The following is a 25,548-nucleotide window of genomic DNA, read 5'->3' as shown; positions in this document are numbered from 1 at the left end:
GGTTGTGTAGGAATAGTCGTCGTAAAGGATGGGTTAACTTTTGAGTTGCTAGGCATGGAGTCGCGCGTGAACAAGCTTACCTCTGCAGTAAAGGTGCTCGTGGTCGACGATCAACCGTTGATCGTAGAAGAGCTCTGTGAGTTTCTCGAAAGCAGCGGTTTCCGCTGCGTCCCTTGTGAGTCCAGTCAGCAGGCCTTGCAGCGCTTCAGTGAAGACACCGAGATTGGCCTGGTGCTGTGCGACCTGCATATGCCGGACATGGATGGCATCGAACTGGTCCAGGCGCTGCAAAAGGTCGCCGGCAAGCAGCGGGCCTTTGAAGCGATCATGTTGACCGGTCGCGCCGACAAGCAGGACGTGATCAAGGCGCTGCGCGCCGGGATCGCCGACTACTACCAGAAGCCAATCAACCTGCATGAATTGCTCGAAGGCCTACAGCGTCAGGAAGCCGCGTTGCAAGAGCGCAAGAAGGACCTGCAACTGGGCCACTTGAATCAGAAGCTGCAATTTTTGTCCGAGTCCATCAACGACCTGTACCAGGATCTCGACAAAGTCCGCCGCAGCCCGCCAGGGCCGGAGGGAGAGGAGGCATCGGCCGAGGAGGCCGGGCCGATGGAAATCCCGGCGATCTTCAATCAGCTGTCACCGCGCCAGTTGGATGTGGCGCGGTTGGTGGGCAAGGGCCAGACCAACTATCAGATTGCCTGCGAGTTGGGCATCACCGAAAACACCGTGAAGTTGTATGTGTCCCAGGTGCTGCGTCTGACCCACATGCATAACCGTACTCAACTGGCGCTGGCGCTATCCCCCAGCAACTCGGCGCTGCGCCAGCGTGTGACGGCCCACTGAAACCGCTTTGCGAACGCTATCTAAATGTGGGAGGGGGCTTGCCCCCTCCTACATTTGGAACTGCGGCAGCGATTAGTTGTTGCCGCCGGTTTGCCCGCCCACCTTCTGTTCAAAAAACTCCGGAATCGGGTGCTTGTAGCTGTCCAGCAAACGCTGGGCGGCTTGTTCGCGTTCGGCGGCGGTGGCTTTCTGTGGCGTGCCGGAGGCCGCGTTGCCACTGGACTGTAACGTCAGCCAGTTCTCGGTGGCAGCCTGCTGCGGCGATGACGGCCCGGGTTCTATGGCCATGACACTGATGGGCAGTGCCAGCACTGCCAGGCTGGCGAGATAAGGTCGTTTCATCATCAATTCCTCGGGTTGCCGGTCGCATCACTGACCGTGGCGATCTGGTCCTTGGCCTTGGCGACGGGTGTGCCGGTGCCCTTGAGTTTCTCGGCCCTGGCCTGGGCTTCGGTGACTTGTTCGGGGCTCAGGCCCATCTGGCTGACCAGTTGCGCGGCCTGCTTCCAGTTGTCCTGATAGATCAGCAACGTCACCAGGTTGATCGCCGCCAGTGGGTCGCTCTGCTTGAGTTCCATGGCGGTCATGAATTCGAAGCGAGCGTCTTCCAGGCGCAGTTGGTTGAGGTACACCACGCCCAGGTCATTGCGGATCTTCTCGTCGGTGGGCGCCAACCGCGCCGCGCGTTGCAAGTGCGCCATGGCTTGTCCGTTGTCACCCTTGGCCGAGGCCAGTTGGCCCAGGCCGTGTTCCCCTTCGGCGGCCATGCAGGTGCCGATCAAGCTGCGGTACAGCGGCTCGGCCTCGCTGCGGCCCAGCAAGCGATAGGCCTTGGCCTGGCGCAGACGCACCTGGGGCAGATTGGCCGGAAGGCTCTGTAGGTTGGCCAGGCTGGCGTGCAGTTTGCCGTCATTGGCCATTTCATCGGCCAGGTTCAGCGACAGTTCCTGATCGGAGCCAGGCTTGGGGCAACTTCCGGCGGCCGCAAACGCGCCCCACGGGGTTTGGCCATTGGTGGCACAACCGCCGAGCAGCAACAGGCTCAAACCGGCTATCAACACTTTCATCGGGCGCTCCTCATAGGTTACTCAAGGCCCGGGAGATACCGATGAACGCTGGCCCCCCGAGCACGATCAGCAGGGCGGGAAACAGAAAAACCATCATCACCACCGACATCTTCGCCGACATCTTGGAAACGAATTCCTGGATACGGGTCAAGCGGCGGTCGTCGAGCAATTGCTTGAGCGCCAGCAATGACTTCATCGCGCCGCCGCCTTGCTGCACCAATTGCTGGAGGATGGTGCAGGTGTCGGTGAATTCATCCACGGCCAGTAGCCGAGCGGTCTTGCCCAGCTCCTCGCTGAGTTCCAGGCCGGAGTCGACCCGTGCCAGGATCAGGCGCAATTCATGGGTCAGGGCGGGTAGCAGGCGCTGCGCCTCAATGCTCAACACACGCAGGGCCTGTTCGACGGCCATGCCGGATTCGAACAGGATGCGCAGCAGAGGAATGAAGGTCGCTACCTCGCGAGCAATCTGCTGCTGACGGCCTTTGGCAACGCTGGCCAAAATGCGCTTGGGCAGCAAGTAGCCAATGCCGAGGGCGATCAACGGCGCCAACCATGGCGAGGCGCTGTGGGGAAACAACAAACCCTGGGTCACCAACACAATGCCCAGCAACACCAACGGCGTGCCGATCTGGAAGGCGGCGAACATCGAGCGCTGGCTGGATTTGCGCCAGCCGACCCGGTTGAGCAGGATCTGGGTTTCGTTGTCCAGGCTGACCGAGCGTTGCGCCAGTTGGCTGCTACCCAGTTGCCGCATCAAGCTGCCGAGTTTGTCTTCGCGGCCCATCTGGCCCTGTAAGCGTTGGGCAACCAAGCGTTGGCCGCGCCGCTGCTTCATCAGGTTGGCAAGCACCAGCCCGAGGGCCGCGAGGAACAACACAGCGCTGATCAGCAGGGCAATTGCCATGTCATACACTCCGCAACATGCGCCATAAGGTGAAGCAGCCCAACACCTGCATGCCCAGGGCCACGAATAGCAGCATGCGGCCTGTGCCGTCGTTCCACATGGTCATCAGGTATGCGGGATTCACCGCCAGGAAGTAGCCGACCATGGAAATGGGTAAGGCGGTAAGGACGTAGGCGGTCACCCGGGTTTCGCCGGTCAAGGCACGCAACTGGCGGGCGGCCTGCTCGCGCTCGCGGATCATCTTGATCAGGTTTTCCAGCAGCTCGCTGGCGTTGCCGCCATAGCGGTGGTTGACCTTCAAGCCCAAGGCGAACAGGCGAAACTCATCGCGCTCATAGAACTCGGCAAAGTCATGGGCCGACTCCGGCAGGCTGACGCCCAACTGCACGTTGCGCTGGATGCGGCCCATGGCCTTTTTCAGCGGGTCTTCCGTGATCTCGATACCGCCCAGCACGGCGTCGGCCAGGGTGCGTCCGGCCTTGAGGCTGCGTACGGTGTGGTCGAGCAATTGCGGTAGTTGTTCGATCATGCGTTTGATACGTCGCTGATAGCGCCAGGCGATATACAGGCGCAGCAGCAGGGGTGGCACGACCAACATCACCAGCAGACCGAGCCAGCCGGCCACCATCAGTCCCAACACGACACCCAAGCCCCATACCGCCAGCCACAGTCCCAGATTGTCGCTGGGCTTACCCAGGCCAGCACGTAGGAACATACGCTCTACACCGCGCCACTGACTGGTATCTTCAACCTGTTGGGGCTGGCCAGCGGCAAGGCGGTCCAGCACGCGATCAGTCTGGGCGCGGCGCAGGCCGTTTTGAAACGAGCGAATCGACAGACCGATCAGGATCAGGCAGATAAGCAGCAGGATGGCCCCGGTCATGATCGAGTTCCTTTCAAGGCAATGCCGGTTCGCGGCGCAGTTTTTCACCGGCCGGGTTGACCGCCTCGCGCAGGAAGCCGAAGCCGGTGCGCCGGTCGTGGCGGAACAGGGTGTTGGTCACGTATACGTCTTCGCGGATGCCCACCACTTCGACGACCTCGCTCACGCAGCGGCGGCCGTCGGGCAAGCGGGTCAGTTGAATCACCACATCCAGCGCCGCACAGATCATCTGGCGCAAGGTTTTTTCCGCCACCACGCGACCGGTCAAACCCACCAGGGTTTCCAGGCGCAGCAGTGCATCGGCGGCGTTGTTGGCGTGCACGGTACTCATGGAACCGTCGTGACCGGTGTTCATGGCGGTGAGTACGTCGAGCACTTCCACGCCCCGGATCTCACCCAGAATGATGCGGTCGGGGCGCATCCGCAGGGCATTGCGGATCAGGTCGCTGGCCTTGACCTCGCCATGCCCCTCGGCATTCGGCGGACGGGTTTCCAGGCGCACCACGTGGGGGTGGCCCAGTTGCAATTCGGCCACGTCTTCGATGGTCACCAGGCGCTCATGGGGGTTGATCAGTTGGCTGAGGATGTTCAGCAGCGTGGTTTTACCGGTGCCGGTACCGCCGCTGATGAGGATGTTGCAGCGCTTGCCCACGGCTTCCTGGAAAAAGTCGAAGATGTTCTGGTCGATGGTCTGCATGGCCACCAGGTCGCTGCTCTTGAGCATGTCTTTGCGAAACTTTCGAATCGACAGGCATGGCCCGTCCAGGGCAATCGGCGGGATGATGGCGTTGACCCGGCTGCCATCGGGCAGGCGCGCATCGACCATCGGTGACGATTCATCCAGGCGTCGGCCCAGGGGCGCGAGGATGCGCTGCATCACACGCTCCACGTGATGTGAATCGATAAACCGCAGGTCGCTCTGGTGCAGCAGGCCGTCACGTTCGATAAACACCCGGTGTGGGCCGTTGACCAGAATCTCCGTGACGGAGGGGTCGCGCAGCAGCACTTCCAACGGGCCGAAACCGGTCAGCTCATCGACGATCTCTTCGGCCAGGCGTTCCATCTCATAACGGGAAATGGCCAGGTGCATGCGGTTGATGTATTCGGCCACTTTGTCGATGACAAACTGCGCGAGCAATGGGCGCGAACCTTCCAGCAAGTTCTTCCCCGACTCTTCGATGGCATCGATGATGTAGCGATGCAGCACCAGCTTGAGCCCGTCGTGGTCGGTGTTGCCACCGAGGCTACGGGCGGGCGCGCCGAAGAGTTTTTCGCCGTTCATTTGCCATGTCTCAGCAAGCGATCAAGCCAATTATGGGGCGTTTCTTTCAGAACCTGAGAACGTTTTGCCAGGCGTTCGCCCAGGGCTTTCAGGCCGTGGGTCAGGGGCTCGCGGGGGGCCAGCGTGAATAAGGTTTGGCCCTGGTTTTTTGCATTCAGGCGCACTTCCGGGCTCAGGGGCAGCACGGCAATCACCTCCAGGCCGAAGCTTTTACCGAGCGCTTCTGAGTCAGGTGCACAGCTCTTGATATAGCGATCAACCAGCAATTTGGCGTGTTCCAGCTTCATGCCTTTTTCGCGCCACTGGTTCAGCACGCCGAGGTTGCGGCGGCAGTCCAGGACGCTCTGATCGGTGCACCACAACAGCTTGTCACAATGGCTGACAAAGGTGCGCAGGGCTTCACTGTCCGGCTGGCCGCCGAGGTTTACCACAATGTGCTGGAAGTGTTGGCGCAATGCGCTAAGCAGCATGTACAGCTCGGCAGCGCTGGTGCGCTCCAGGGGTTCGTCGTTGGGGGCGTAGGCGAGAATGCGCAGGCCGTCTTCGGTGCTGGTAAAGGCGCTGTTGATCAGGGTGGTGTCCAGGCGTCGCAGGTGGCGCAGCGCATCGCCGAAATTGAATGAGCTCTCCAACCCCAGCAACGCGAGGCTGTCACCCCGGGGCAGGCCCAGGTCCAGCAGCAGGGTCTGTTGCCCGCTCTTTTGTACGACCAGTGCAAGGTGGCTGGCCAGCAGTGCGCCGTCTGCGTCGCTCTGTGTGCCGTACAACACGGTGAGGCCACCCAGTTGGGTGTTGGCGGTAACCGGTGGCAGGCGTTTGCTCAGGCGCCGCACCAGCCCGGCCACTTCGCTGGAGCGCGAGCCGTAGGCGACAAAATCCCGCGCGCCGGCGCGCATGGCATTAAGGACCAACTGGTTGTCCATGCCGTCGCCGAGGGCGACGATGGCCAACATCGGCTTGGCTTCCAGTGCGCCTTCGATCAACGCACTTTGGGCCACCACGTGCTCGCGGTCGAGGCCGATAAACACCAGGTTGGAGAAGGTCACATCGACCAGGGCAAGCAGTTCGTCCAGCGTGCCGCTGCCGGCGCTGACCACTTGGCCCAGGGGCGCCAGTGCGCCCTGCAGCCATTCCAGGTCGGTGGTGTTGCGGGTGATTGCCAGGAAGGTCTGGCTCAGGCTATCGCTCATTGGGACAATCCATTGAGTCGGTCAAAATTGCCGTTTTCCAGGAAGTACAGGCGGTACCAATTCGGGTCGTAGGTACGCAGCTTCTCGCCAGGCAAGGACGGCAGTTGAGCGTTGGCCGCCAATGGTTGTACGAGGTGTGGTGTGACGATCATCAGCAGTTCTTTGTCCTGGCGATTGATATTGGAGTCGCGAAAAAACGCGCCCAGGACTGGGATGTCTCCCAGTCCTGGGAACTTGCTGATACTGGTGGTGTTACTGCTGCTGATCAAACCGCTTATCACGAAGCTTTCGCCATCGGCCAGCGACACGCTGGTGTCGGTGCGGCGGATGGTCAGGGCCGGCACCTTGATGTTCTGAATGATCACAGCGTTGGTGTAATCCAGCTCGCTCACCTCCGGCGCCACTTTCAGTGAAATGCGGTTGTGATCGACCACGGTGGGGGTTAGGGTCAGGCGAATGCCGAACTCTTTGTACTCGATCGAAATGTTGTTGCTGCCGCTGCTGGGTACTGGGATTGGCACTTCGCCGCCCGCCAGGAAGGAAGCACTTTGCCCACTCAAGGCCACCAGGCTTGGACGCGCCAGCGTGTAGGCAAAGCCGCTGCTTTCCAGCGCGTTGATCATCGCCGAGACGCGTCCACCGCCGAAGCCAATATTGAAGGTGTCACCGTTGACTGGCAGGTTGCCGCGAAAGGCTGTGCCTACTGGGTTGGCGACATTACTCGGACTGCCGAACAGGAAGTTGCCGCCGCGCCCGAAAATCGAGGTGCTGGCCTCTTTGAGCTTGGTACGGCTGACTTCGACAAAGCGAATGTCGGTCTGCACCTGGCTGGGCAGCAGCGGGTCGTCGGAGGGCGACAGCGCCAGGCTGGTCAGGGCTGAAGTGGCCTTGCCCTTGACGAACACGATGCTCTGGCGCGCCGTGTTCGAACAAGCCGTCCAGACCATCAGGCTGGTGGTGCCGGAAGCGACGCCGGTCAGCAGGAAGCCACGGTCTCCGTTGAGGTGCACGTCGGCAATTTTCGGATCACCAATCGCCAGGCGGGTGATGGCCACCGGTGATTGAAGCTCCTGTTGCAAACCTTCTCCCACCGAGAGGGCGGCGGGCAGTTGGCCCAGGCTACTGCAATTGCCCGGGGCGGCCATGGCGAGACCCACGGGCAGGTTCGACAGTAGAAGGGCACAGGCAATTTTCAGCGTGAACACCGGTGCGAAACGTCGGCTCATGCACAGCATCCTTGTTCAGTCAGGTGTTTGTTGGGTGGCTTGATTACCCCGGATGACCTCGACACCTGTACGGCGCGGGCTACCCTGGACGACTTTTTTCGGGGCTTGGGCAAAGGCCAGTTGTGTGAACTGGTAGAGGTCGCGGTTGGCGCTCTGCAGGTTGCCCGGTGCATCGCTTTCGCCGGCCCAGTAATGGCTGAGCAAACGCTCATCGGCACTGCGTACGGCCAGGCGCAAGGTGCCGGCCTGGGTGGCGAGCATCAGGCGGCTCAGCAGGGCTTCGGGCACGGCCAGCACCACAGTGCGCGAGGGCGCGTGACGCTGGGCTTTTTCTTCGGCGGTGAGTGCGGGCGGGGAAGCGGGGGTGCCGTCATTGCTCAGGCCCATTTGATCGCCGACGCTGAGCAGGCGCATGGCGGGTACCACCACCTGGGCCGATTGCTCGAGGTTGGCGGCGTCCTGGCGCAGGTACAGCAGCACATCCACATAATCGCCGGGGCTCAGTTGGCCGGCGGCACCAATCACCTCGTCCACGGCAACGGCCAGGGCGCGCTCGTCCGGGCGGATCATGCGCGCCAGCGGGCCGCCGGGGGTGAAACTTTCTTCATTCAACCAAGTGCCGGCGCGCAGGGCACGCCAGGGTGTGCGGCCGATAGCCTGGTCGACACTGGTCATGCTGCCGGCCGGTACGGTACGCAGTTTTTCCACTGTGAGGTCGGCGGCATTCAGGGCAACAAAGGGCGGCACATCGTGGGCCAATACCACCACCGGCTGGCGGGTCTGGTCTTCCACCACGGCAGCGGCTTTTTCGACAGGTGCCGCTTGGGGTGGCGGGGGCGGTGCCGGGGCGGGCGTGTGGCTCAGGACCAACCCCCAATAACCGGCAAACAGCGCACCGATAAGGAGCACCCCGGCCAACACCATGCTCAAACGCGTGTTCATGACGGCTCTCCCTTTCCTGTTGCACTACACAACCCGTCTATCCGAGCGGGCAAATTTCGCAACGCGGCTGCTATGAACAGTAACTAACTATTTCGCTATTTGAAGGTAGTTCAGCTAGGACAAAATGCCATTACTGACAGCAAGATTTCTTGCGCACGGGCAGGACCGGCCTTTGAAATCACGGTTTTAAGGCGCCAACAAAGCGACCAATACTTTGTGATTAATCAGTTCTTACAGTTGTGAGGTGGGGGTTTGTTGACAATGCTCAGATGGCACATCGCAATTACTGTGCAGTACCGTGATAGGGCGCCTGGTCGCCATAGGAGACGTCGTATGATCCTCGATCTGTTGATAAAACTTCACATTCAACTCCAGTTGTTTTTTCAGCGCAAAGACGGCGCCACCGCGATTGAATACCTCATTCTCGTGGCGATTGTTGCGCTGATCATATTGGCCGCCGGGTCTACGCTATCGCCGCAAATCACGGCGCTCTTCAAGAAAATCACGGACGCTATTACTCCTGCTACCTAGCGGCCTTCACAGCACCCTATGAGCCCACTTGTTTGTGACTGGCCACGTTAGGAACCGCTCATGAATGCTGCTGTACCTTTCCGCCAACAAATTTTGTTGGTGGACGACGAAGAGGATGCCCTCGTAGAACTGGCGGAATCGCTGGAGAACGAGGGCTTCGTTTGTTTTACCGCCACCTCCGTCACCGATGCCTTGCAGGAACTGACCTTGAACCCGGACATTGCGCTGGTCATCACCGACCTGCGCATGCCCGAGGAAAGTGGCATCTCCCTGATCAAACGCCTGCGCGAACACACCGAACGGCAGCACTTGCCGGTGATTGTGATGTCGGGGCATGCGGAGATGGATGACGTCAGCGACATGTTGCGTCTGCAGGTGCTGGACCTGTTTCGCAAGCCCATCTACCTGGTGCGTTTGATCGATACCCTCAACAGCCTTTTCCCCCTCAAGAAATTCCCTCTGTAGACGGGATACTTTTTAGACGCCGAGTTCGATAAAAATGTGGGAGGGGGCTTGCCCCCGATAGCGGAAAGTCAGTCTCAAATATGTCGACTGATAGACCGCCATCGGGGGCAAGCCCCCTCCCACCACATCCCATTCAGAGTTGGTAGCTGAAGCTGAGGGTGTAGCGCGGTCGCCGGTTGAGGCTGTCCAGCGCGATGTCCGACATCGGCTTGGACGCTTCCAACGCGATGTTGTAGTACTTGTTATCCCCAAAGCGCAGGCCCACGGCCGCCGATGACATGTCGCTGCCTTTCACCGGCAGCTCGTTGAACCAGGTCTTGGCGCGGTCGAGCACGACATAGGGTTGCAGCACCTTCACCCAGTCACCGGCACGGTTGAAGCTGTAGTTGACCTCGTACGCCACACCCCAGCCCTTATCGCCGGAAGCCTGGTCGTCGGGGTAGCCGCGGCCGAAGTTCTGTCCGCCGAAGGTCGCGCGTTCGCTGTCAGGCAGGGTCGCGTCGCTCCAGTAGAACGCTCCCGACAGAACCCCTTGCCAGTTATCGAAGAACTTGTCGCTCTGCACGCCGGAGAGGCGCAGGCGGAAGAAGTCCAAGTCGGGTGTTCCCGTCCCTAGGTCACTGTGGGTCCTGGCACCCATGCCATTGATGCCCTGATACAGGCCGGCGCTGAGGATGCGCAATTGTCGGGGGTCGGACTTGCGCCAGTCCCCCTCGAACGCCAGAGCGCGCAAGTCGGTTTGGATGTCGAAGCGATTGGGGTAGCCCACTAATTGATAACGTGTGGTCTGGTCAACGGCGTACAGGCGCGTGCCCAGAGTCAACGATTCAGTGGGTGAAGCAATCAGCGGATGGCTCAGGCCAATGGTGTAGCGATCGATCGACTGGTGCGGCTTGAGTTCGAAGCCACCATCGAGTTGGACGTTGCTCCTAGGGTCGGCGCGATAGCGTTCGGCGCCGAGGACGAGCTGGCTGCCCTCGGCATTGATGAACTGGCTGTAGCCGACGCGGTAGTAATGTTCTTTGTCCTTGCCAGGCGGGAACAGGCCACTGACGTTGAGCTGTTCGCCCATGGATGTCTGGGAATTGCTGGTGGCGGTGAGCAACGCTTGCGTACCGCTGCGATTGTCCTCCACCAGGCTCATGCTGGTGGTGAAGGGCTTGCGGCTGGCCTGGATCTGCATATGCGTGGCGCCATCAGTGGTGCCCGGTGGAGGTACTTGCGCCTGTACGGTGAGGCCAGGTATGCGACTCATGAGGGTGGTGTAACGCTCGAAAGTCTTGCGTGTCAGTGGACGCTCCCCCAAGAGCTTATTGGCTAGCTTATCGACGTAGGCCGACACTGAACCGATGTCGCCACTTTGCTGGTAATCCTTGATGTAGCCTTCCACCAGCACCACGCGGACCAAGCCGTTTTCGAAATTTTGTTGAGGCAAGAACGCGTAGGACAGTAGGTAGCCGTCTTCCTGGTAACGGCGGGTGATGCTGCGAGTGGCATCGATCAATTGGGCGAGGTTAGTCTCATGGCCAATCAACGGCTCGTAGACCTTGGCCGTCTCGCTGAGTGGGTAGATCGTTCCGCCCTCGATCTGCAACTTGCGGATGGTGACCTTGGTATCCATCAACAACGGTTGGTTCTGTGTGGGAGAGGCCTCCGGCACCTGGGTCTTTGGCGTGACCGGTCGATAGGCGTCGGCAGGCAGGTTGGGCACCGGCAGGGTACGAATGGTGTCGTTGCTGTTGAGGAAACTGGGAAGGGTCTCTGCCTGGGCGTAGGCACTGAGGGTCAGCAATAACAACGGTGTCAACACGCGCATAGGACACTCCATGGTCAACTGCAGCAGCGTTTCGGACCCGCCGGGTTCTGGGACCCGGTTCGGGAGGGCCAGTGATTGGCCCTTAAAAAAAGATGAGAGACTCAATGGAGCCTCTCATCTCAACCAAGCGTAGGCGCTGTAGGGGAGGCCGTCTAATCGGCCAGGTGCAATTCTATTTTTTGCCTCCCAGGCCACCGAGCAGACCGCCCAGGCCAGTCGTTGAAGTGGTGCTTGTCCCGCCGGCAGTCGCCCCGCCTGTTACCCCGCCAAGCAAACCGCCGACCCCACCGGCAGTGGCACTACCGCCAGTGACCAGGGTACCAACGGAGTGGGTGGTGCCGCCTACGGTCGCCAGAACATTCCCGACGGCACCCACGATTGGGTTGGGGGTGGCTGCGCTGACATTGTTGCCTACTGATGCGACGGTTTCGCCGACGGTTTTCAATACGCCGTTGACCGGATCGCCCAGGCCAGTAGAGGCACCGATGGATTGAGTCAGGCCACTGACAGGTGATGTCACAGGGTTCAGGGCTGCACCGACATTGGTGGTTAACCCTGCTATTGGTGAAGTCGCAGCGGTGTTGGCCACGCCGGTACCGCCCGTCAATGAGCCCACGGAGGCGACCGTCGCGCCTACCGAGGCAACCGTCATGCCGACAGTGCCCACGACGTTAGTGGAGTTGCCCGCAAGCAGGCCATTACCCACGTTGGCAATCGCACCCCCGACGGTTTCAGGAAGGCCTGCCACAGGTGATCCCGAAAGTGCACCGCCTAGGCCTCCACTGGCTGACGCTGTTGGAGCGACATAGCCCCCAGCGGTCCCTGCCACGTTGCCAACCCCAGTCAGGACGCCACCGACGGCCGCTGTGACAGGGTTGCCACCGCCGGCGCCCGCCACTTGGCTGCCAAGGCTGGACACTGTGCTTCCCACTTTATTCAGTACGCTATCCACGGGTGCGCCCAGGCCGGTAGCCGTGCCCACTTTCCCGGTTGTCCCTTCAACCAGCGATACAACGGGTACCAGGACTTTGCTACCGAGGGTGTTGGTGAGTGAGCCCAACTGGCCGCTAGTGCTATCGGTGCTCAGGGTGTTGCCGAGCATGGTGACTGTCTGGCCCACAGTGCCTATCAGATTGCCTGCGACAGGCGCCACGGTAGTGCCTACTACCGGAACCGAGCCCAGCAACGTAGTCACGGACTGCCCGGTCGTCGAAACACCGGTTCCCAGGTTGGCTACGCCGTTGGCGACCCCTGCGACGGTGGTGCCGAGGGCATTGGAGTTGGTGCCCAGGGTACCCAAACCACCGCTGACGCCATTGCCGACGCTGGTTACGGCAGCGCCCACGCTGCTTACCAGGCCGCCTGCGGTAGTGCCCACCACGGGTACACCGCCCACCGTTGTGCCGACGCCACCCAATGCCGTACCTACGCCGCTCAGGGTCGAGCCAAGGTTGCCAGCAACCTGACCGGTCACTAGAGGTGTTGTGGAAGTGCCAGTACCACCGGTGCCGCCAGTACCACCACCGGTCCCGCCAGTGCCGGCGGTGCCGCCAGTACCACCACCGGTCCCGCCAGTGCCGGCGGTGCCGCCAGTACCACCACCGGTCCCGCCAGTGCCGGCGGTGCCGCCAGTACCACCACTGGTCCCGCCAGTGCCGGCGGTGCCGCCAGTGCCACCATCGGTCCCGCCCGTGCCGGCTGTGCCGCCAGTACCGCCATCTGTGCCACCGGTTCCGCCGGAGCCACCTGTACCTGCTGTCCCGCCACCGCTGCCATCTGTCCCGCTGCCAGAACCGCCGGAACCACTGGAGCCGCCGCCTGCTGCGGCATCCGGAGAAGACGCCGCCACACTGCTGTGATGTCCGCCACCACCGCTGCTGCAGCCACCGAGGCTCATCGCCATGATCAGGGCCAGCGCGGTACTTGTTTTCCAGAGTACTACTTGAGTTTGAGTTTTCATGATTGAGTTCCCTTGCACCTGTACAACCTTGGTTGTTTCAAACGTCGACTACTTCTAGGGATAGCCGTACGTTTGTCCGTGTGGTTATCACAGACCCGGGGACTCTTTCGTGCAACGCTCAACTTGGTATTAACGATTTATATACACAAGGTCTCGGTCGGCTTAGGAACTAATACAAAGGGTGTAATTTTGGTGTTTTAAAATAAATCTACTCGATATGAATCAGTAGGTTGAATGAATAACGGACGCCGAAGCGTCCGTTATAACTTAGGGTGTATATATACAATTAACTTGCGCGAATCATGCAATGGGTCGCCATTTTCCGAGCATATGTTGAATGTCGTCAGCACCCTTCAACAGCAACTCGCCGCTGGAGCCAGCGGCGCTGGTGAGTAATACAACTTCGCTGGGCAGACGTACGGGTTTTTTGAATTCGACCTCTATCTCAACATTCGCGGCGGGCAAATGTTGATGCAGTGCGGCCAGTGTTCTGGCGGTATTCCACAACCCGTGGGCGATAGCCTGGGGAAAGCCGAAGAGCTTGGCCGTCAATGTGCTCAAGTGGATCGGATTGTAATCGCCGGACACCCGAGCGTATTGACGGCCAATATCCGCGGGCGCCTTCCAGCGGGCCAACTCGCTGATGTTGCTGGATGTCGATAAAGGATCTTCTCGGGGTTCGCCGGCAAGCGCCGCGCCGCGACAGAGCATGCGGCTATCGGCTTCCCATAAAAGCCCTAATGCATCCTCGACCGTGGTCGCAAGATCAAACGTCGCGCCCTTGGCATGGGGCCGCAGATTGTGTGCGTAAACACCCACCATCACGTTACTCACGCCCCCCAGCGGGCGATGAATCCGGATACGGTTGCTCAGATGAATCAGCCCCAGCAGCGGAAAGGGAAACTGTTTGTCGGTGAGTAATTGCATCTGCAAACCGAACGCCAGGATATGGGGATAAGTCCCTGGCAGCACCGAACTGTCTACAAAACCGCACACCTTGCGATAGGCCGCCACGTCCTCAGGGTTTACGCGGATGTGGCAGCGCAGGCCTTTATCAGGCAGATGATTGCCGGTGATCTTGCGCTTGAGCACCGCCCGCCAGTACAGCGGCGGCAGAAACGGGCTGCTGTCCAATGTCTGCCATTCCATGCTCAGGCTCCCAGCAGGCTTTGCCCGCACACGCGTAGCGCCTGGCCGCTGACCGCACCCGAACCCGGCTGGCCGAGCCAGGCCACGGCTTCCGCCACGTCCTGGGGCAGGCCGCCCTGGCCCAACGAACTCATGCGTCGCCCCGCTTCACGCAGGGCGAAAGGGATGTGCGCGGTCATCTGGGTTTCGATAAAACCAGGCGCCACGGCGTTGATGCTGATACCACGTTCCTTGAGCAACGGCGCCCAGGCCTGGGCCAGCCCGATCAGGCCGGCCTTGCTCGCCGCATAGTTGGTTTGCCCGCGATTGCCGGCGATGCCACTAATGGACGCCAGCAGCACCACGCGAGCGTTGTCATGCAGGGTGCCATTGTCGAGCAGAGCCTTGGTCAGTACCTGCGGTGCGTTGAGATTGACCGCCAGCACCGCGTCCCAATATTCCGGGGTCATGTTGGCCAGGGTTTTGTCACGGGTGATACCGGCGTTGTGTACCAGGATATCGAGGCCGTCCGGCAGCTGTTCGATCAGTTGCGTGGCGGCGTCTTCAGCGCAGATATCCAGCACGACGGTGCGGGCACCGAGGCGTGCGGCGAGGGCCTCGAGGTCGGCCTTGGCCTGGGGCACGTCGAGCAGGATCACGTCGGCACCGTCGCGGGCGAGGGTTTCCGCGATGGACGCGCCAATGCCGCGGGCGGCACCGGTGACCAAGGCTTTGCGCCCGGCAAGTGGGCGGGTCCAATCCTCGACCGGTGTGGCGCAGGCGTGCAGACGAATGACCTGACCGGAGATGTAAGCGCTTTTAGGCGACAGGAAAAACCGCAGCGCACCTTCCAACTGGTTCTCGGCGCCGTCGCCGACATACAGCAGTTGCAGCACACCGCCGTTGCGCAATTCCTTGGCCAGGGAGCGGCTGAAACCTTCCAGGGCGCGCTGGGCGCTGGCGGCGAACGGGTCGCTGAGACTTTCCGGCGCACGGCCGAGGATCACCAGGTGCGCGCTGTTATCCAGGTTCTTCAGTAATGGCTGGAAGAACTCGCGCAATTGCTTGAGTTGGTCGGTGTGCTGTAGGTCGCTGGCGTCGAACACCACGGCCTTGAGCTTGGGACCGTGCCCGGGAATCCACGTCGATGTCTCGGTGCCGTAGCTGTAAATGGCGTCGGTGAGCTTGTGGGCAAACGCCTGCACCTTGGACACCAGCGTCCCACCGCCGAGCAGCAAGGCGCCTTCCACCGGGCGCAGGCGCCCGGCCTGCCAGCGCTCCAGGCGTACCGGAGACGGCAGGCCAATGGCGGCGACCAGTCGATGGCCGAGGCTTGAGTTGGCGAAGTCGATATAACGGTCAGACATGGAACGCTCTCCGTGTGCAGGGGTTCAAACGGTGGACCATCGTTAGGTGAAAGTCGTTCGATTGAGCCTAGGCTAGGCTTGATGATTCCACCCACAACCATCAGGGAGCTTTCCATGACTCAATTGCGCCGTGTAGCGATCATTGGCGGTAACCGCATCCCCTTCGCCCGCTCCAATGGCCCTTATGCCACGGCGAGCAACCAGGCCATGCTGACCGCTGCCCTCGAGGGGCTGATCGAACGCTATAACCTGCACGGCCTGCGTATCGGCGAGGTGGCAGCCGGTGCGGTACTCAAGCACTCCCGCGATTTCAACCTCACCCGCGAATGCGTGCTGGGCTCGCGCCTGTCGCCGCAAACCCCGGCCTACGATATTCAACAGGCCTGCGGCACCGGGCTTGAGGCCGCGCTACTGGTGGCGAATAAGATTGCCCTGGGGCAGATCGAATGCGGGATTGCGGGTGGCGTGGACACTACGTCCGACGCGCCGATCGGCGTGAATGAAGGGCTGCGCAAGCTTCTGCTGCAAGCCAACCGCAGCCAGTCCATGGCGGATAAATTAAAGCTCCTGCTACAACTTCGTCCCCATCACCTCAAGCCAGAATTACCACGCAATGGCGAGCCGCGTACCGGTTTGTCCATGGGCCAGCACTGTGAGCTGATGGCGCAGACCTGGCAGATTCCTCGGGCCGAGCAGGACCAGCTTGCATTGGAAAGCCATCAGAAAATGGCCGCGTCCTACGCCGAAGGCTGGCACAACGATTTGCTGACGCCGTTTCTGGGCCTCACCCGCGACAACAACTTGCGCCCTGACCTGACCCTGGAAAAACTCGCCAGCCTCAAGCCGGTGTTCGAGCGCAGCGACAAGGGCACGCTCACTGCCGGCAACTCCACGCCGCTCACCGACGGTGCGTCGCTGGTGCTGCTGGGCAGTGAGGAGTGGGCGAAAGAGCGCGGCTTGCCGATCCTTGCCTATCTACGCGATGGCGAGGCGGCGGCTGTCGATTTCGTCAACGGTGCCGAAGGTCTGTTGATGGCACCGGTGTACGCCGTGCCGCGCTTATTGGCGAGGAATGGCCTGACGCTGCAAGACTTCGATTATTACGAAATCCATGAAGCTTTCGCTGCCCAAGTGTTGTGCACGCTCAAAGCCTGGGAAGACGCCGATTATTGCAAGACCCGCCTGGGGTTGGACGCACCCCTGGGGTCCATCGACCGCAGTCGGCTCAACGTCAAAGGCAGCTCGTTGGCGGCGGGGCACCCGTTTGCAGCCACGGGTGGGCGTATCGTCGCCAACCTGGCCAAATTGCTGGATGCGGCGGGCAAGGGGCGTGGCCTGATTTCCATCTGTGCAGCCGGAGGCCAGGGGGTGACGGCGATCATTGAGCGTTGAAACTGGCATATTGGATGCATTCTTAAGTGATCAACGGTCGGTAGCCCCTCCCACCGGCGAGCCGATTGCCGTATAACGAGTGCCACACGCGTGTTTGGTAATACAGGACCCACAATAAAAGCTGATGAAGACTCCTAAACGCATTGAACCCCTGATCGAAGACGGTCTGGTCGACGAAGTGCTGCGCCCACTCATGAGTGGTAAAGAAGCAGCTGTTTATGTGGTGCGCTGCGGTAACGAATTACGTTGCGCCAAGGTTTACAAGGAGGCGAATAAACGAAGTTTTCGTCAGGCGTCCGAATACCAGGAAGGCCGTAAGGTCCGTAACAGCCGGCAAGCCCGGGCCATGGCCAAGGGTTCCAAGTTCGGCAAGAAAGAAACCGAAGATGCCTGGCAGAACGCTGAAGTGGCAGCGTTGTTCCGCTTGGCCGGTGCGGGCGTTCGCGTGCCCCAGCCGTACGACTTCCTCGAAGGCGTGCTGTTGATGGAGCTGGTGGCCGACGAGTACGGCGATGCGGCGCCGCGTCTGAACGACGTGGTGCTGGAGCCGGATCAGGCGCGCGAATATCACGCCTTCCTGATTTCCCAGATCGTGCTGATGCTGTGTACCGGCCTGGTGCACGGTGACCTGTCCGAGTTCAACGTGCTGCTCACGCCGACCGGCCCGGTGATCATCGATCTGCCCCAGGCGGTGGATGCGGCGGGCAACAACCACGCGTTCAGCATGCTGGAGCGGGATGTGGGCAACATGGCTTCCTACTTCGGGCGCTTTGCCCCGGAGTTGAAGAAGACCAAGTACGCCAAGGAAATGTGGGCGCTGTACGAGGCCGGCACCCTGCACCCGGCCAGCATATTGACCGGCGAGTTCGACGAGCCGGAAGAGCTGGCGGACGTGGGCGGTGTGATGCGCGAGATCGAAGCGGCACGGCTGGATGAAGAGCGTCGCCAGGCGATCCGCGCGGCGGATGATGCGCCGCCGGGCAAAGTGTCCGACGAGCCACCACCGCCGCCTTGGATGCAGTAGTCAGAGCAACGGCGATCCAATGTGGGAGCTGGCTTGCCTGCGATAGCATCACCTCGGTCTAACGGATGTACCGAGGTGCCTGCATCGCAGGCAAGCCAGCTCCCACATTCGGTTTTGTGTCTCGTCAGATGAATCAGTCGGCGCAGCAACTGCCCGACGCCAACTCCTTGAGAATCGGACAATCCGGCCGATGATCGCCCTGGCAATGCTCCACCAGATCCTGCAGTGTGTCGCGCAGTTGCCCCAGCTCCAGGATCTTCTGGTTCAGCTCATCGATATGCTGGCGCGCCAAGGCTTTCACATCGGCGCTGGCCCGTTGCCGGTCCTGCCACAGGGTCAGCAGTTTGCCGACCTCTTCCAATGAAAACCCCAGGTCTCGCGAACGTTTGATAAACGCCAGCGTGTGCAGGTCGTCGGAGCCATACACGCGGTAGCCGCTGTCGGTGCGGTGCGCGGCTTTGAGCAGGCCGATGGATTCGTAATAGCGAATCATCTTCGCGCTCAGCCCGCTTTGGCGAGCGGCTTGGCCGATGTTCATGGGCGTTGATCCTCCAAGTCCTTGGGTTTCCACGTCTTCAACAATAACGCATTGCTCACCACACTGACGCTGGACAAGGCCATCGCCGCGCCGGCCAATACCGGGTTGAGCAAGCCGAAGGCCGCCAGGGGAATGCCAATCAAGTTATACACAAAGGCCCAGAACAGGTTCTGGCGGATTTTCGCGTAGGTCTTGCGGCTGATCTCCAGCGCGGCGGGCACCAGGCGTGGGTCGCCGCGCATCAGGGTGATACCGGCCGCGTGCATGGCCACGTCGGTGCCGCCGCCCATGGCGATGCCAATATCGGCGGCGGCCAGGGCCGGGGCGTCGTTGATACCGTCGCCGACCATGGCCACTACGCAAGTTTTTTTCAGCTCGGCGACTGTGGCGGCCTTGTCTGCCGGCAGTACTTCGGCGTGCACATCGTCGATGCCCAGGGCCTCGGCGACGACGCGGGCACTGCCGCGATTATCGCCGGTGAGCAAGTGGCTGCTGATGTGCTGGGCCTTGAGTTGCTCCACCGCTTCCAGCGCGCCAGGCTTGAGGGTGTCACCGAAGGCGAACAGTCCGAGCACACGGGGCTGTTCGCCTTGCTCGATCAGCCAGGACAAGGTGCGGCCTTCGGCTTCCCATTCTTTGGCGAAGTCGCCTGCCTTCAAGCCACTTTCTTCCAGCAGACGACGGTTGCCCAAGGCCAGTCGCCGGCCGTCGAGCGTACCGGCGATACCACGCCCGGTCAGGGATTGGCTGGCGCTTACATCCGCCACGTTCAGTCCTTGTTCGCGGCAGGCATCCAGCACGGCCTTGGCCAGTGGGTGTTCGCTGCCGCGTTGCAAGGCGCCCGCCTGTTGCAACAACAAGGCTTCATTGCCATCCACTGCTGTCATGTGCGCGATTTTCGGCGTGCCGGAGGTGAGGGTGCCGGTCTTGTCGAAGACCACGGCGCTGACTTCATGGGCACGCTCCAGGGCTTCGGCATCCTTGATCAAGATGCCATGGCGCGCGGCGACGCCGGTGCCGGCCATGATCGCCGTCGGTGTGGCCAGGCCCAAGGCGCAAGGGCAGGCAATCACCAAGACGGCAACGGCGTTGATGATGGCTGTCTCCAGGGAGGCGCCATACAACCACCACCCCACCAGCGTGATCAACGCCAGCACCAGCACGGCGGGTACAAACACCTGGCTGACTTTATCCACCAGTTTCTGGATCGGCGCCTTGGCGGCCTGGGCGTCTTCCACTAGGCGGATGATCCGCGCCAGCACGCTTTCTGCGCCCAGGGCCTGGGTGCGCACCAGCAAACGGCCTTCGCCGTTGATGGCGCCGCCAGTGACCTTGTCGCCGGGCTGTTTTGGCACCGGCAGGCTTTCGCCGCTGATCAATGCCTCGTCGGCATGGCTTTGGCCGTCCACCACTTCGCCGTCCACCGGGAAGCGTTCACCGGGTTTGACCAGCACCAGGTCATCGAGCTTCAACGCGTTGATGGCGACCTCTTCTTCTCGGCCATCCAACACCCGAATCGCCCGTTCCGGACGCAAGGCTTCGAGGGCGCGAATGGCGCTGGCGGTCTGGCGTTTGGCGCGGCTTTCCAGGTACTTGCCGAGCAGCACCAGGGCGATCACCACGGCCGATGCTTCGAAGTACAGGTGCGGCATGATGCCAGCGGGCGCTGTCAGCCACTCATAGATACTCAAGCCGTAACCGGCGCTGGTGCCGATGGCCACGAGCAAATCCATATTGCCGGCTCCGGCGCGCACGGCCTTCCAGGCGGCGATGTAAAAGCGTGCGCCAAAAATGAACTGCACGGGCGTGGCCAGGGCGAACTGCACCCAGGCGGGCAACATCCAGTGCAGGCCGAAGGGTTCTACCAGCATGGGCAGTACCAACGGCAACGCCAATAGAATCGCCAGCAGTAATGACCAGCGCTCGCGATGCAGGCGCTGGGCTTGATTGGCGTCGGTGACGGTTTCGCTTTGGGGCAGGGTGGCGGTGTAGCCGGCCTTGTCGACGGCGGCAATCAATACGCCGGGGTCCATCTGGCCCAGCACTTCGACATGGGCGCGCTCATTGGCCAGGTTGACGCTGACGCTTTGCACCCCCGGCACCTTGCCCAGAGCGCGTTCGACGCGGCCGGCACAGCTGGCGCAGGTCATGCCACTGATGGGCAGGTCAAAGGTAGTGGGTCCATTCATGGGGCAGTCCTCAAGAAGAAGTTGCCCCTAGGATCAACCTTGACCTGTGGGTAAGGTCAAGCGTGATTAATATTCCAGTGTGGCGGGTTTCAGGTACAGGCCGTCCGGGCCTTGGGCGATGCGCAATTTGCGCACGTCACCGGCCTTGAGCGTGATGTTTTGCGCGGGTGGTGCGAGCATCCCGGGCAGGCAGCCTGGGGATTGGCCCGGCAGCAGCTTCAGGCGCAAGGACAGGTTGCCCGCCGGCAGGTTGAACGAGGTGGCCTGTTCCTGGAACAGTCGGCCCGCCAGTTGGTCATTCAGGTACAGACCGATTTCACAATTGGTCGGCACTTCCAGGCGTTCCCGAGAAATGATCAGCACCGCATAGTCTTCTGCGGCGAAGGCGTTTGGCGCAGCGGCAGATAAGCTCAGCAGGCCGGCAAGGGCAAAAAACGACCAGCGCATGGCGAATGCTCCGTGGTTTGAATCAACGATGGGTGAAGCTTGGCCTTTGAAGCCGGCGAATACCAGCCCGGCAGAAGTTTTCAGAACTTGACCTTGCCATCGTGGCAAGGTCAACACTGGGTTCAACCTCATTAAAGGAGTCATGTCATGCAAGTATTCAGCGTTGAAGGAATGACCTGCGGCCATTGCGTCAGGGCCGTGACCCAGGCGGTGCAAAGCCAGGACCCGGCGGCGAGTGTGAAGGTCGACCTGGCCGCCAAGGAAGTGGGGGTTGAAAGTCGCTTGTCTGCCGAGCAGGTCATCAGCCTGATCACCGAAGAAGGCTACAGCGCCAAGCTCGCGTAAACTTTCTGATAGTTAGCGAGCTATCGTAATGTTCAGGACACCCAAGCACGGCTAGACTGTTGGGCTGCCGACTCACTTGGGTGTCTGATGAACCTCCGCATAATCCTGATCCTGGGCGCCTTGAGCGCCTTCGCGCCGTTGGCGATCGATTTCTACCTGCCTGGCTTTCCGGCGATGGCCACCGCTTTCGCGACTGACGAGAAGCATATCCAGTTGACTCTGGCGGTGTATTTCGGCGGCCTGGCCATCGGCCAGTTGATCTACGGCCCGCTGGCGGACCGTTTTGGTCGTCGCGGTCCGTTGCTCAGCGGTGTGACGCTGTTCACCCTGGCCTCGTTTGCATGCGCCTATGCGCCTTCCCTCGAATGGTTGATCGGGGCGCGCTTCGTGCAGGCGCTCGGCGGTTGCGCCGGCATGGTGATTTCCCGGGCGGTGGTCAGCGACAAATGCGATGCCGTGGGCTCTGCCAAGGTGTATTCGCAACTGATGCTGGTGACTGGCCTGGCGCCGATCCTGGCACCATTGGCAGGCGGGGTGATGGTGGGGTTGTGGGGCTGGCAGTCGATCTTCCTGGCGCTGTCGGTGTTTAGCGTAATGGCCGCGATTGCCGTCGCCCTTGGCTTGCCGGAGACCTTTCCGGCCGACAAGCCGCGCCAACCGCTGTCCGGGTCACTGCGCCGCTATGGCGCGTTGCTGTCGGACCGGGTTTACCTCGGCTACGCCCTCACCGGTGGTATCTCGATTGCTGGAATGTTTGCCTACATCGCCGGCTCACCGTTCGTGTTCATCAAGCTCTATGGCGTGGCCCCGGAGCATTACGGCTGGCTGTTCGGCTCCAATGCCGCGGGCTTCATTCTGGTGGCACAACTCAATGCACGGTTGCTGTCCAAGCGCGGCCCGGCGTTTCTGTTGTCGCGCACGGTGTGGGTCTACGTGCTGGCGGCGATAACCTTGCTGGGTATCACCGCTTTGCGCACCGAAGCATTGTGGCCATTGCTGGTGCCGTTGTTTATTTGCATCGCAAGCTTAGGCTGCATTTTGCCCAACACCTCGGCCTGTGCCATGGCCGGGCAAGGGGCGCGGGCCGGCAGCGCGTCGGCGTTGCTCGGCTGCATTCAGTTTGGCGTGGCGGCAGGGGCCGCTTCGTTGGTGGGCGTGTTGCATGACGGCACCGCCATGCCGATGGCGATGGTCATCAGCTTGTGCGGTGTCTTGGCGGTGACGGTGGCAGTGTCGACCCAACGCCTGCAACGGGCCAGGGCCGCACAGGCGCAGGTCTGACGTGCGGATCAGCCAGCGGCGTAGCGCTGCTGGCTGAGGGGAATGTGGTGGGGCGCCTGGATTCGGGCTTTCAGGGTGTCGGCAAAAGCTCGGGCTTCGGCCTCACTGCGGAAGGTAATGGCTTTTTGGTCCAGGCGGACTTCCCATTGGGATTTTGCTAACGCTTTTATCAGGATCTTCATTGCTGACTTCCTCACGTAAAAGAATCGTGGCAAAGGCGGCCAATATAAACCCGAATACGCGCATAAATATGACAAGGATCAACTCTCAGACTAATGGTGTTGCCCATTACTCACATGAATAATGGACAACCCCTACAGCCTTTCTTTCAGAACCCTTCCAACACGATCTTGCCCTTGGCCTTGCCGCTTTCCAGTAGGGCGTGAGCGCGCCGCAGATTGGCTGCGTTGATCACACCGAAGTGCTCGCCCACCGTGGTTTTCAAGGTGCCAGCGTCGATCAACTGAGCGACGCGATTCAGCAGGTTGTGCTGCTCGATCATGTCGGGTGTCTCGAACATCGAACGGGTGTACATGAACTCCCAATGCAGCGACAGACTCTTGCGCTTGAGCTTGCTCACGTCCAGCACCTTGGGGTCGTCGATCAGCGCCAGCTTGCCTTGAGGTTGCAGGGCCTCGACCAATTGGTCCAGATGATGGTCGGTCTGGGTCAGGCTGGCCACGTGGGTCACCTGCGGATGGCCGGCGGCTTTCAGGGCTTCGCTCAACGGCTGGCTGTGGTCGATCACCAGGTCCGCACCCAGGGCCTTGGCCCACGTTTGGGTTTCCGGGCGGGAGGCGGTGCCGATGACGTTCAGCGCGGTAAGTTGGCTGGCCAGTTGGGTCAGGATTGAACCCACGCCACCGGCCGCGCCGACGATCAGCAGGCTTTGGCCTTCATCTTCCTTGCCTTCCCGGACCTGTAGGCGTTCGAACAACAGTTCCCACGCGGTGATGGCGGTCAGCGGCAGCGCGGCGGCCTCTGCGAAGCCCAGGCTCTTGGGCATATGGCCGACGATGCGCTCATCCACCGTGTGCAGTTCGCTATTGCCGCCGGGGCGCACCAGGGAGCCGGCGTAGAACACCTTGTCGCCGGCCTTGAACAACGTCACGTCGCTACCGACGGCCTTGACCACGCCGGCCACGTCCCAGCCCAGCACCTTGGCGGCGCCATTTTCCGGGGTGACGTTCTGGCGCACCTTGGTGTCCACCGGGTTGACCGAGATGGCTTTGACTTCGACCAGCAGGTCGCGTGGGCCGGCGACGGGCTCCGGCAGTTCGATGTCTTGCAGGGATTTTGGGTCGTTGATGGGCAGTGAGGCGTAGTAGGCAATGGCTTTCATGGGGGCTCCGGAAAAGGGCGGTAATCAGGCGAGAAATTTCAGGCGCTTGAGTTCGAAATGTTCGAGGACATCAGCGGCTTTGGCGCGGAAGGCCTGGATATGTGCGCTCTGGTCGTGGGCGGCCAGTGCCGCATCGTTGCTCCAGCGTTCGAGCATGTAGAACGTCTCTGGGTGTTGCAGGTCCTGGTGCAGGTCGTACTGTTCGCAACCGGCTTCGAGGCGGGTCGGTTCCAGCAGGCCGCGCAACAGGGGTTCCAGGGTGGTCTGTTGGCCGGGTTTGGCGATCAGCGTGGCGATGACGTTAAAGGCGGTGGACATATTCAACTCCTGGCACGTGATGAACGGGATGGACAGATGATTGGCTATTTCCCGGGAAGAAAAAAGCGGCTAAAACAGCAGGCTGTTTCAATAAAATTTTGATAATGAGCGTAAATGCATGCTGCGTTTTGATGATTTGCAGTTGTTTGTGCGGGCGGCGGACCTGGGCAGTTTGTCGGCCGCCGCCAGGGTCATGGACCTGTCGCCGGCGGTGGCCAGCGCCGCGCTCAAACGCATCGAACAGCAACTGGGCACGCGCTTGTTGGCGCGCTCCACACGCAGCCTGCGTTTAACCGCCGAAGGTGACGGATTCCTGGAATACGCCCGTGCCGCGTTAAGCTCGCTGGACGAGGGGCGGCGCTTATTGGCCAGCGGCCAGGACCATGTCAGTGGCGTGCTGCAACTGTCGGCGCCTTCGGATTTCGGGCGTAATCAGCTATTGCCGTGGCTGGATGAGTTTCAACGTGAATACCCGCAACTGACCGTGCGCCTACTGCTGGGAGACCGTATTGCCGACCTGTTTCGCCAGCCGGTCGATATCGCCTTGCGCTATGGCGAGCCCGAGGACTCCAGCCTGATTGCGCTGCCCATCGCCCCGGACAATGTCCGGGTGCTGTGCGCCGCGCCCAGTTACCTTGCCCGGCATGGCGAGCCTCGGCACCTGGAGCAACTGGCCCAGCATAATTGCTTGCTTTATATGCTCGGCAGCCGAGTCCATGACCGTTGGAGCTTCCACGATGGCCGGCGTGAAGTGAGCCTGACGGTGAGCGGTGATCGTTTCAGTGATGACGCTGACGTAGTACGTCGCTGGGCCGTAGCGGGTGTCGGTATTGCCTACAAGTCCTGGTTGGACGTGAGCACGGATGTGTTGGCCGGGCGCTTGCGTGTGATCCTGCCTGAGCTGCGCGGGGAGCGCACACCGCTCAATCTGCTGTGCGCCCACCGTGCGCAGTTGAGCAAACCGATCAACTTGCTGCGGGAAATGCTGGTGTCCCGCTGTGCGACATTGACCGCGCAATGGCCGGAGCGAGTGATCACTGGGCAATAGCCTTCGCAACAGCA

The 25,548-nt window shown here is 61.2% G+C and carries 26 protein-coding genes; 8 read left to right on the top strand and 18 right to left on the bottom strand.

Translation table 11 applies throughout. The annotated features are described in order from the left end of the window. The first annotated feature begins 66 nt into the window (after nucleotides 1–66). On the top strand, nucleotides 67–849 hold the full coding sequence (locus AC07V4_RS03030; RefSeq protein ID WP_492637219.1) for a response regulator transcription factor: 783 nt from the start codon (nucleotides 67–69) through the stop codon (nucleotides 847–849). A 72-nt stretch (nucleotides 850–921) separates the two neighbouring features. Here the strand turns inward: AC07V4_RS03030 and AC07V4_RS03025 are convergent, their stop codons facing one another. Genes AC07V4_RS03025 through cpaB form a run of 8 tightly spaced genes read right to left on the bottom strand, consistent with a single transcriptional unit; the run spans nucleotide 922 to nucleotide 8,343 of the window. After that, on the bottom strand, nucleotides 922–1,191 hold the full coding sequence (locus AC07V4_RS03025; protein ID WP_492637218.1) for a DUF3613 domain-containing protein: 270 nt from the start codon (nucleotides 1,189–1,191) through the stop codon (nucleotides 922–924). Between the two features lie 2 nt (nucleotides 1,192–1,193). Beyond that, the gene (locus AC07V4_RS03020) at nucleotides 1,194–1,916 is read right to left on the bottom strand and encodes a tetratricopeptide repeat protein (RefSeq protein ID WP_492637217.1); all 723 of its coding nucleotides are present in this window, start codon (nucleotides 1,914–1,916) and stop codon (nucleotides 1,194–1,196) included. Between the two features lie 10 nt (nucleotides 1,917–1,926). Continuing rightward, on the bottom strand, nucleotides 1,927–2,820 hold the full coding sequence (locus AC07V4_RS03015) for a type II secretion system F family protein (protein WP_492637216.1): 894 nt from the start codon (nucleotides 2,818–2,820) through the stop codon (nucleotides 1,927–1,929). A 1-nt stretch (nucleotide 2,821) separates the two neighbouring features. Next, a complete protein-coding gene (locus AC07V4_RS03010; RefSeq protein WP_492637215.1) occupies nucleotides 2,822–3,703 on the bottom strand; it encodes a type II secretion system F family protein in 882 nt (293 codons plus the stop codon). Between the two features lie 13 nt (nucleotides 3,704–3,716). Then, the gene (locus tag AC07V4_RS03005; protein ID WP_431750239.1) at nucleotides 3,717–4,985 is read right to left on the bottom strand and encodes a TadA family conjugal transfer-associated ATPase; all 1,269 of its coding nucleotides are present in this window, start codon (nucleotides 4,983–4,985) and stop codon (nucleotides 3,717–3,719) included. Then, nucleotides 4,982–6,175 carry a CpaE/TadZ family protein gene (locus tag AC07V4_RS03000; RefSeq protein WP_492637214.1) on the bottom strand — a complete coding sequence of 398 codons (1,194 nt, stop codon included), beginning with the start codon at nucleotides 6,173–6,175 and terminating at the stop codon, nucleotides 4,982–4,984. Before AC07V4_RS03000 ends, AC07V4_RS03005 begins: the two co-directional genes overlap by 4 nt. After that, the gene (locus tag AC07V4_RS02995) at nucleotides 6,172–7,401 is read right to left on the bottom strand and encodes a type II and III secretion system protein family protein (RefSeq protein WP_492637213.1); all 1,230 of its coding nucleotides are present in this window, start codon (nucleotides 7,399–7,401) and stop codon (nucleotides 6,172–6,174) included. The genes AC07V4_RS03000 and AC07V4_RS02995 overlap by 4 nt, the downstream gene beginning before the upstream one ends. A gap of 15 nt (nucleotides 7,402–7,416) precedes the next feature. After that, complete coding sequence (gene cpaB / locus AC07V4_RS02990; protein WP_492637212.1) at nucleotides 7,417–8,343, bottom strand: Flp pilus assembly protein CpaB; 927 nt, start codon at nucleotides 8,341–8,343, stop codon at nucleotides 7,417–7,419. 333 nt (nucleotides 8,344–8,676) lie between these two features. On the opposite strand from cpaB, the gene AC07V4_RS02985 reads away from it, so the two are divergent. Then, nucleotides 8,677–8,874: a Flp family type IVb pilin gene (locus AC07V4_RS02985; RefSeq protein ID WP_492637211.1), complete on the top strand. Its 198-nt coding sequence runs from the start codon at nucleotides 8,677–8,679 to the stop codon at nucleotides 8,872–8,874. A gap of 60 nt (nucleotides 8,875–8,934) precedes the next feature. Further along, nucleotides 8,935–9,339, top strand: a complete 405-nt coding sequence (locus AC07V4_RS02980) for a response regulator (RefSeq protein WP_492637210.1) — start codon at nucleotides 8,935–8,937, stop codon at nucleotides 9,337–9,339. 133 nt (nucleotides 9,340–9,472) lie between these two features. Here AC07V4_RS02980 and AC07V4_RS02975 read toward each other — a convergent pair whose 3' ends face one another. From AC07V4_RS02975 to AC07V4_RS02960, 4 genes are all read right to left on the bottom strand, one after another. Next, nucleotides 9,473–11,155, bottom strand: a complete 1,683-nt coding sequence (locus AC07V4_RS02975; protein WP_492637209.1) for a ShlB/FhaC/HecB family hemolysin secretion/activation protein — start codon at nucleotides 11,153–11,155, stop codon at nucleotides 9,473–9,475. A 172-nt stretch (nucleotides 11,156–11,327) separates the two neighbouring features. After that, the gene (locus AC07V4_RS02970; RefSeq protein WP_493074481.1) at nucleotides 11,328–13,115 is read right to left on the bottom strand and encodes a collagen-like triple helix repeat-containing protein; all 1,788 of its coding nucleotides are present in this window, start codon (nucleotides 13,113–13,115) and stop codon (nucleotides 11,328–11,330) included. Nucleotides 13,116–13,415: 300 nt separating this feature from the next. After that, the gene (locus AC07V4_RS02965; protein ID WP_492637207.1) at nucleotides 13,416–14,264 is read right to left on the bottom strand and encodes a MaoC family dehydratase; all 849 of its coding nucleotides are present in this window, start codon (nucleotides 14,262–14,264) and stop codon (nucleotides 13,416–13,418) included. A gap of 2 nt (nucleotides 14,265–14,266) precedes the next feature. After that, nucleotides 14,267–15,610, bottom strand: coding sequence for a 3-oxoacyl-ACP reductase (locus AC07V4_RS02960; RefSeq protein ID WP_492637206.1), 1,344 nt, complete (start codon nucleotides 15,608–15,610; stop codon nucleotides 14,267–14,269). A gap of 114 nt (nucleotides 15,611–15,724) precedes the next feature. Between AC07V4_RS02960 and AC07V4_RS02955 the strand changes: the two genes are divergently transcribed. Both AC07V4_RS02955 and AC07V4_RS02950 read left to right on the top strand, forming a co-directional pair. Next, nucleotides 15,725–17,002 (top strand): acetyl-CoA C-acetyltransferase, encoded by a 1,278-nt coding sequence (locus tag AC07V4_RS02955; protein ID WP_492637205.1) that lies wholly within the window; start codon nucleotides 15,725–15,727, stop codon nucleotides 17,000–17,002. Nucleotides 17,003–17,126: 124 nt separating this feature from the next. Next, nucleotides 17,127–18,026 carry a PA4780 family RIO1-like protein kinase gene (locus AC07V4_RS02950; protein ID WP_492637204.1) on the top strand — a complete coding sequence of 300 codons (900 nt, stop codon included), beginning with the start codon at nucleotides 17,127–17,129 and terminating at the stop codon, nucleotides 18,024–18,026. 133 nt (nucleotides 18,027–18,159) lie between these two features. Here the strand turns inward: AC07V4_RS02950 and cueR are convergent, their stop codons facing one another. From cueR to AC07V4_RS02935, 3 genes are all read right to left on the bottom strand, one after another. Then, a complete protein-coding gene (gene cueR, locus AC07V4_RS02945; protein WP_431752197.1) occupies nucleotides 18,160–18,564 on the bottom strand; it encodes a Cu(I)-responsive transcriptional regulator in 405 nt (134 codons plus the stop codon). Continuing rightward, nucleotides 18,561–20,753 carry a heavy metal translocating P-type ATPase gene (locus AC07V4_RS02940; RefSeq protein WP_492637203.1) on the bottom strand — a complete coding sequence of 731 codons (2,193 nt, stop codon included), beginning with the start codon at nucleotides 20,751–20,753 and terminating at the stop codon, nucleotides 18,561–18,563. The genes cueR and AC07V4_RS02940 overlap by 4 nt, the downstream gene beginning before the upstream one ends. Before the next feature lie 66 nt (nucleotides 20,754–20,819). Beyond that, nucleotides 20,820–21,200, bottom strand: coding sequence for a hypothetical protein (locus AC07V4_RS02935; RefSeq protein ID WP_431752199.1), 381 nt, complete (start codon nucleotides 21,198–21,200; stop codon nucleotides 20,820–20,822). Between the two features lie 147 nt (nucleotides 21,201–21,347). On the opposite strand from AC07V4_RS02935, the gene AC07V4_RS02930 reads away from it, so the two are divergent. Both AC07V4_RS02930 and AC07V4_RS02925 read left to right on the top strand, forming a co-directional pair. Then, the gene (locus tag AC07V4_RS02930; RefSeq protein WP_049710182.1) at nucleotides 21,348–21,545 is read left to right on the top strand and encodes a heavy-metal-associated domain-containing protein; all 198 of its coding nucleotides are present in this window, start codon (nucleotides 21,348–21,350) and stop codon (nucleotides 21,543–21,545) included. An 87-nt stretch (nucleotides 21,546–21,632) separates the two neighbouring features. Next, the gene (locus AC07V4_RS02925; RefSeq protein WP_492637202.1) at nucleotides 21,633–22,826 is read left to right on the top strand and encodes a multidrug effflux MFS transporter; all 1,194 of its coding nucleotides are present in this window, start codon (nucleotides 21,633–21,635) and stop codon (nucleotides 22,824–22,826) included. 8 nt (nucleotides 22,827–22,834) lie between these two features. Here the strand turns inward: AC07V4_RS02925 and AC07V4_RS02920 are convergent, their stop codons facing one another. The 3 genes from AC07V4_RS02920 to AC07V4_RS02910 form a co-directional block, all read right to left on the bottom strand. Beyond that, the gene (locus AC07V4_RS02920; protein ID WP_431752201.1) at nucleotides 22,835–23,008 is read right to left on the bottom strand and encodes a hypothetical protein; all 174 of its coding nucleotides are present in this window, start codon (nucleotides 23,006–23,008) and stop codon (nucleotides 22,835–22,837) included. Between the two features lie 146 nt (nucleotides 23,009–23,154). Beyond that, entirely contained in the window at nucleotides 23,155–24,168 is a 1,014-nt protein-coding gene (locus AC07V4_RS02915) for a zinc-binding alcohol dehydrogenase family protein (protein ID WP_492637201.1), read from the bottom strand. A 24-nt stretch (nucleotides 24,169–24,192) separates the two neighbouring features. Continuing rightward, nucleotides 24,193–24,486: a putative quinol monooxygenase gene (locus tag AC07V4_RS02910; RefSeq protein WP_492637200.1), complete on the bottom strand. Its 294-nt coding sequence runs from the start codon at nucleotides 24,484–24,486 to the stop codon at nucleotides 24,193–24,195. A gap of 118 nt (nucleotides 24,487–24,604) precedes the next feature. Between AC07V4_RS02910 and vimR the strand changes: the two genes are divergently transcribed. Continuing rightward, the gene (gene vimR, locus AC07V4_RS02905) at nucleotides 24,605–25,534 is read left to right on the top strand and encodes a transcription regulator VimR (RefSeq protein ID WP_492637199.1); all 930 of its coding nucleotides are present in this window, start codon (nucleotides 24,605–24,607) and stop codon (nucleotides 25,532–25,534) included. Nucleotides 25,535–25,548: the final 14 nt, after the last annotated feature.

It is taken from the genome of Pseudomonas sp. GW821-FHT03A09 (genome assembly GCF_059421065.1).
This window is presented reverse-complemented; position numbering and strand designations above follow the sequence as displayed.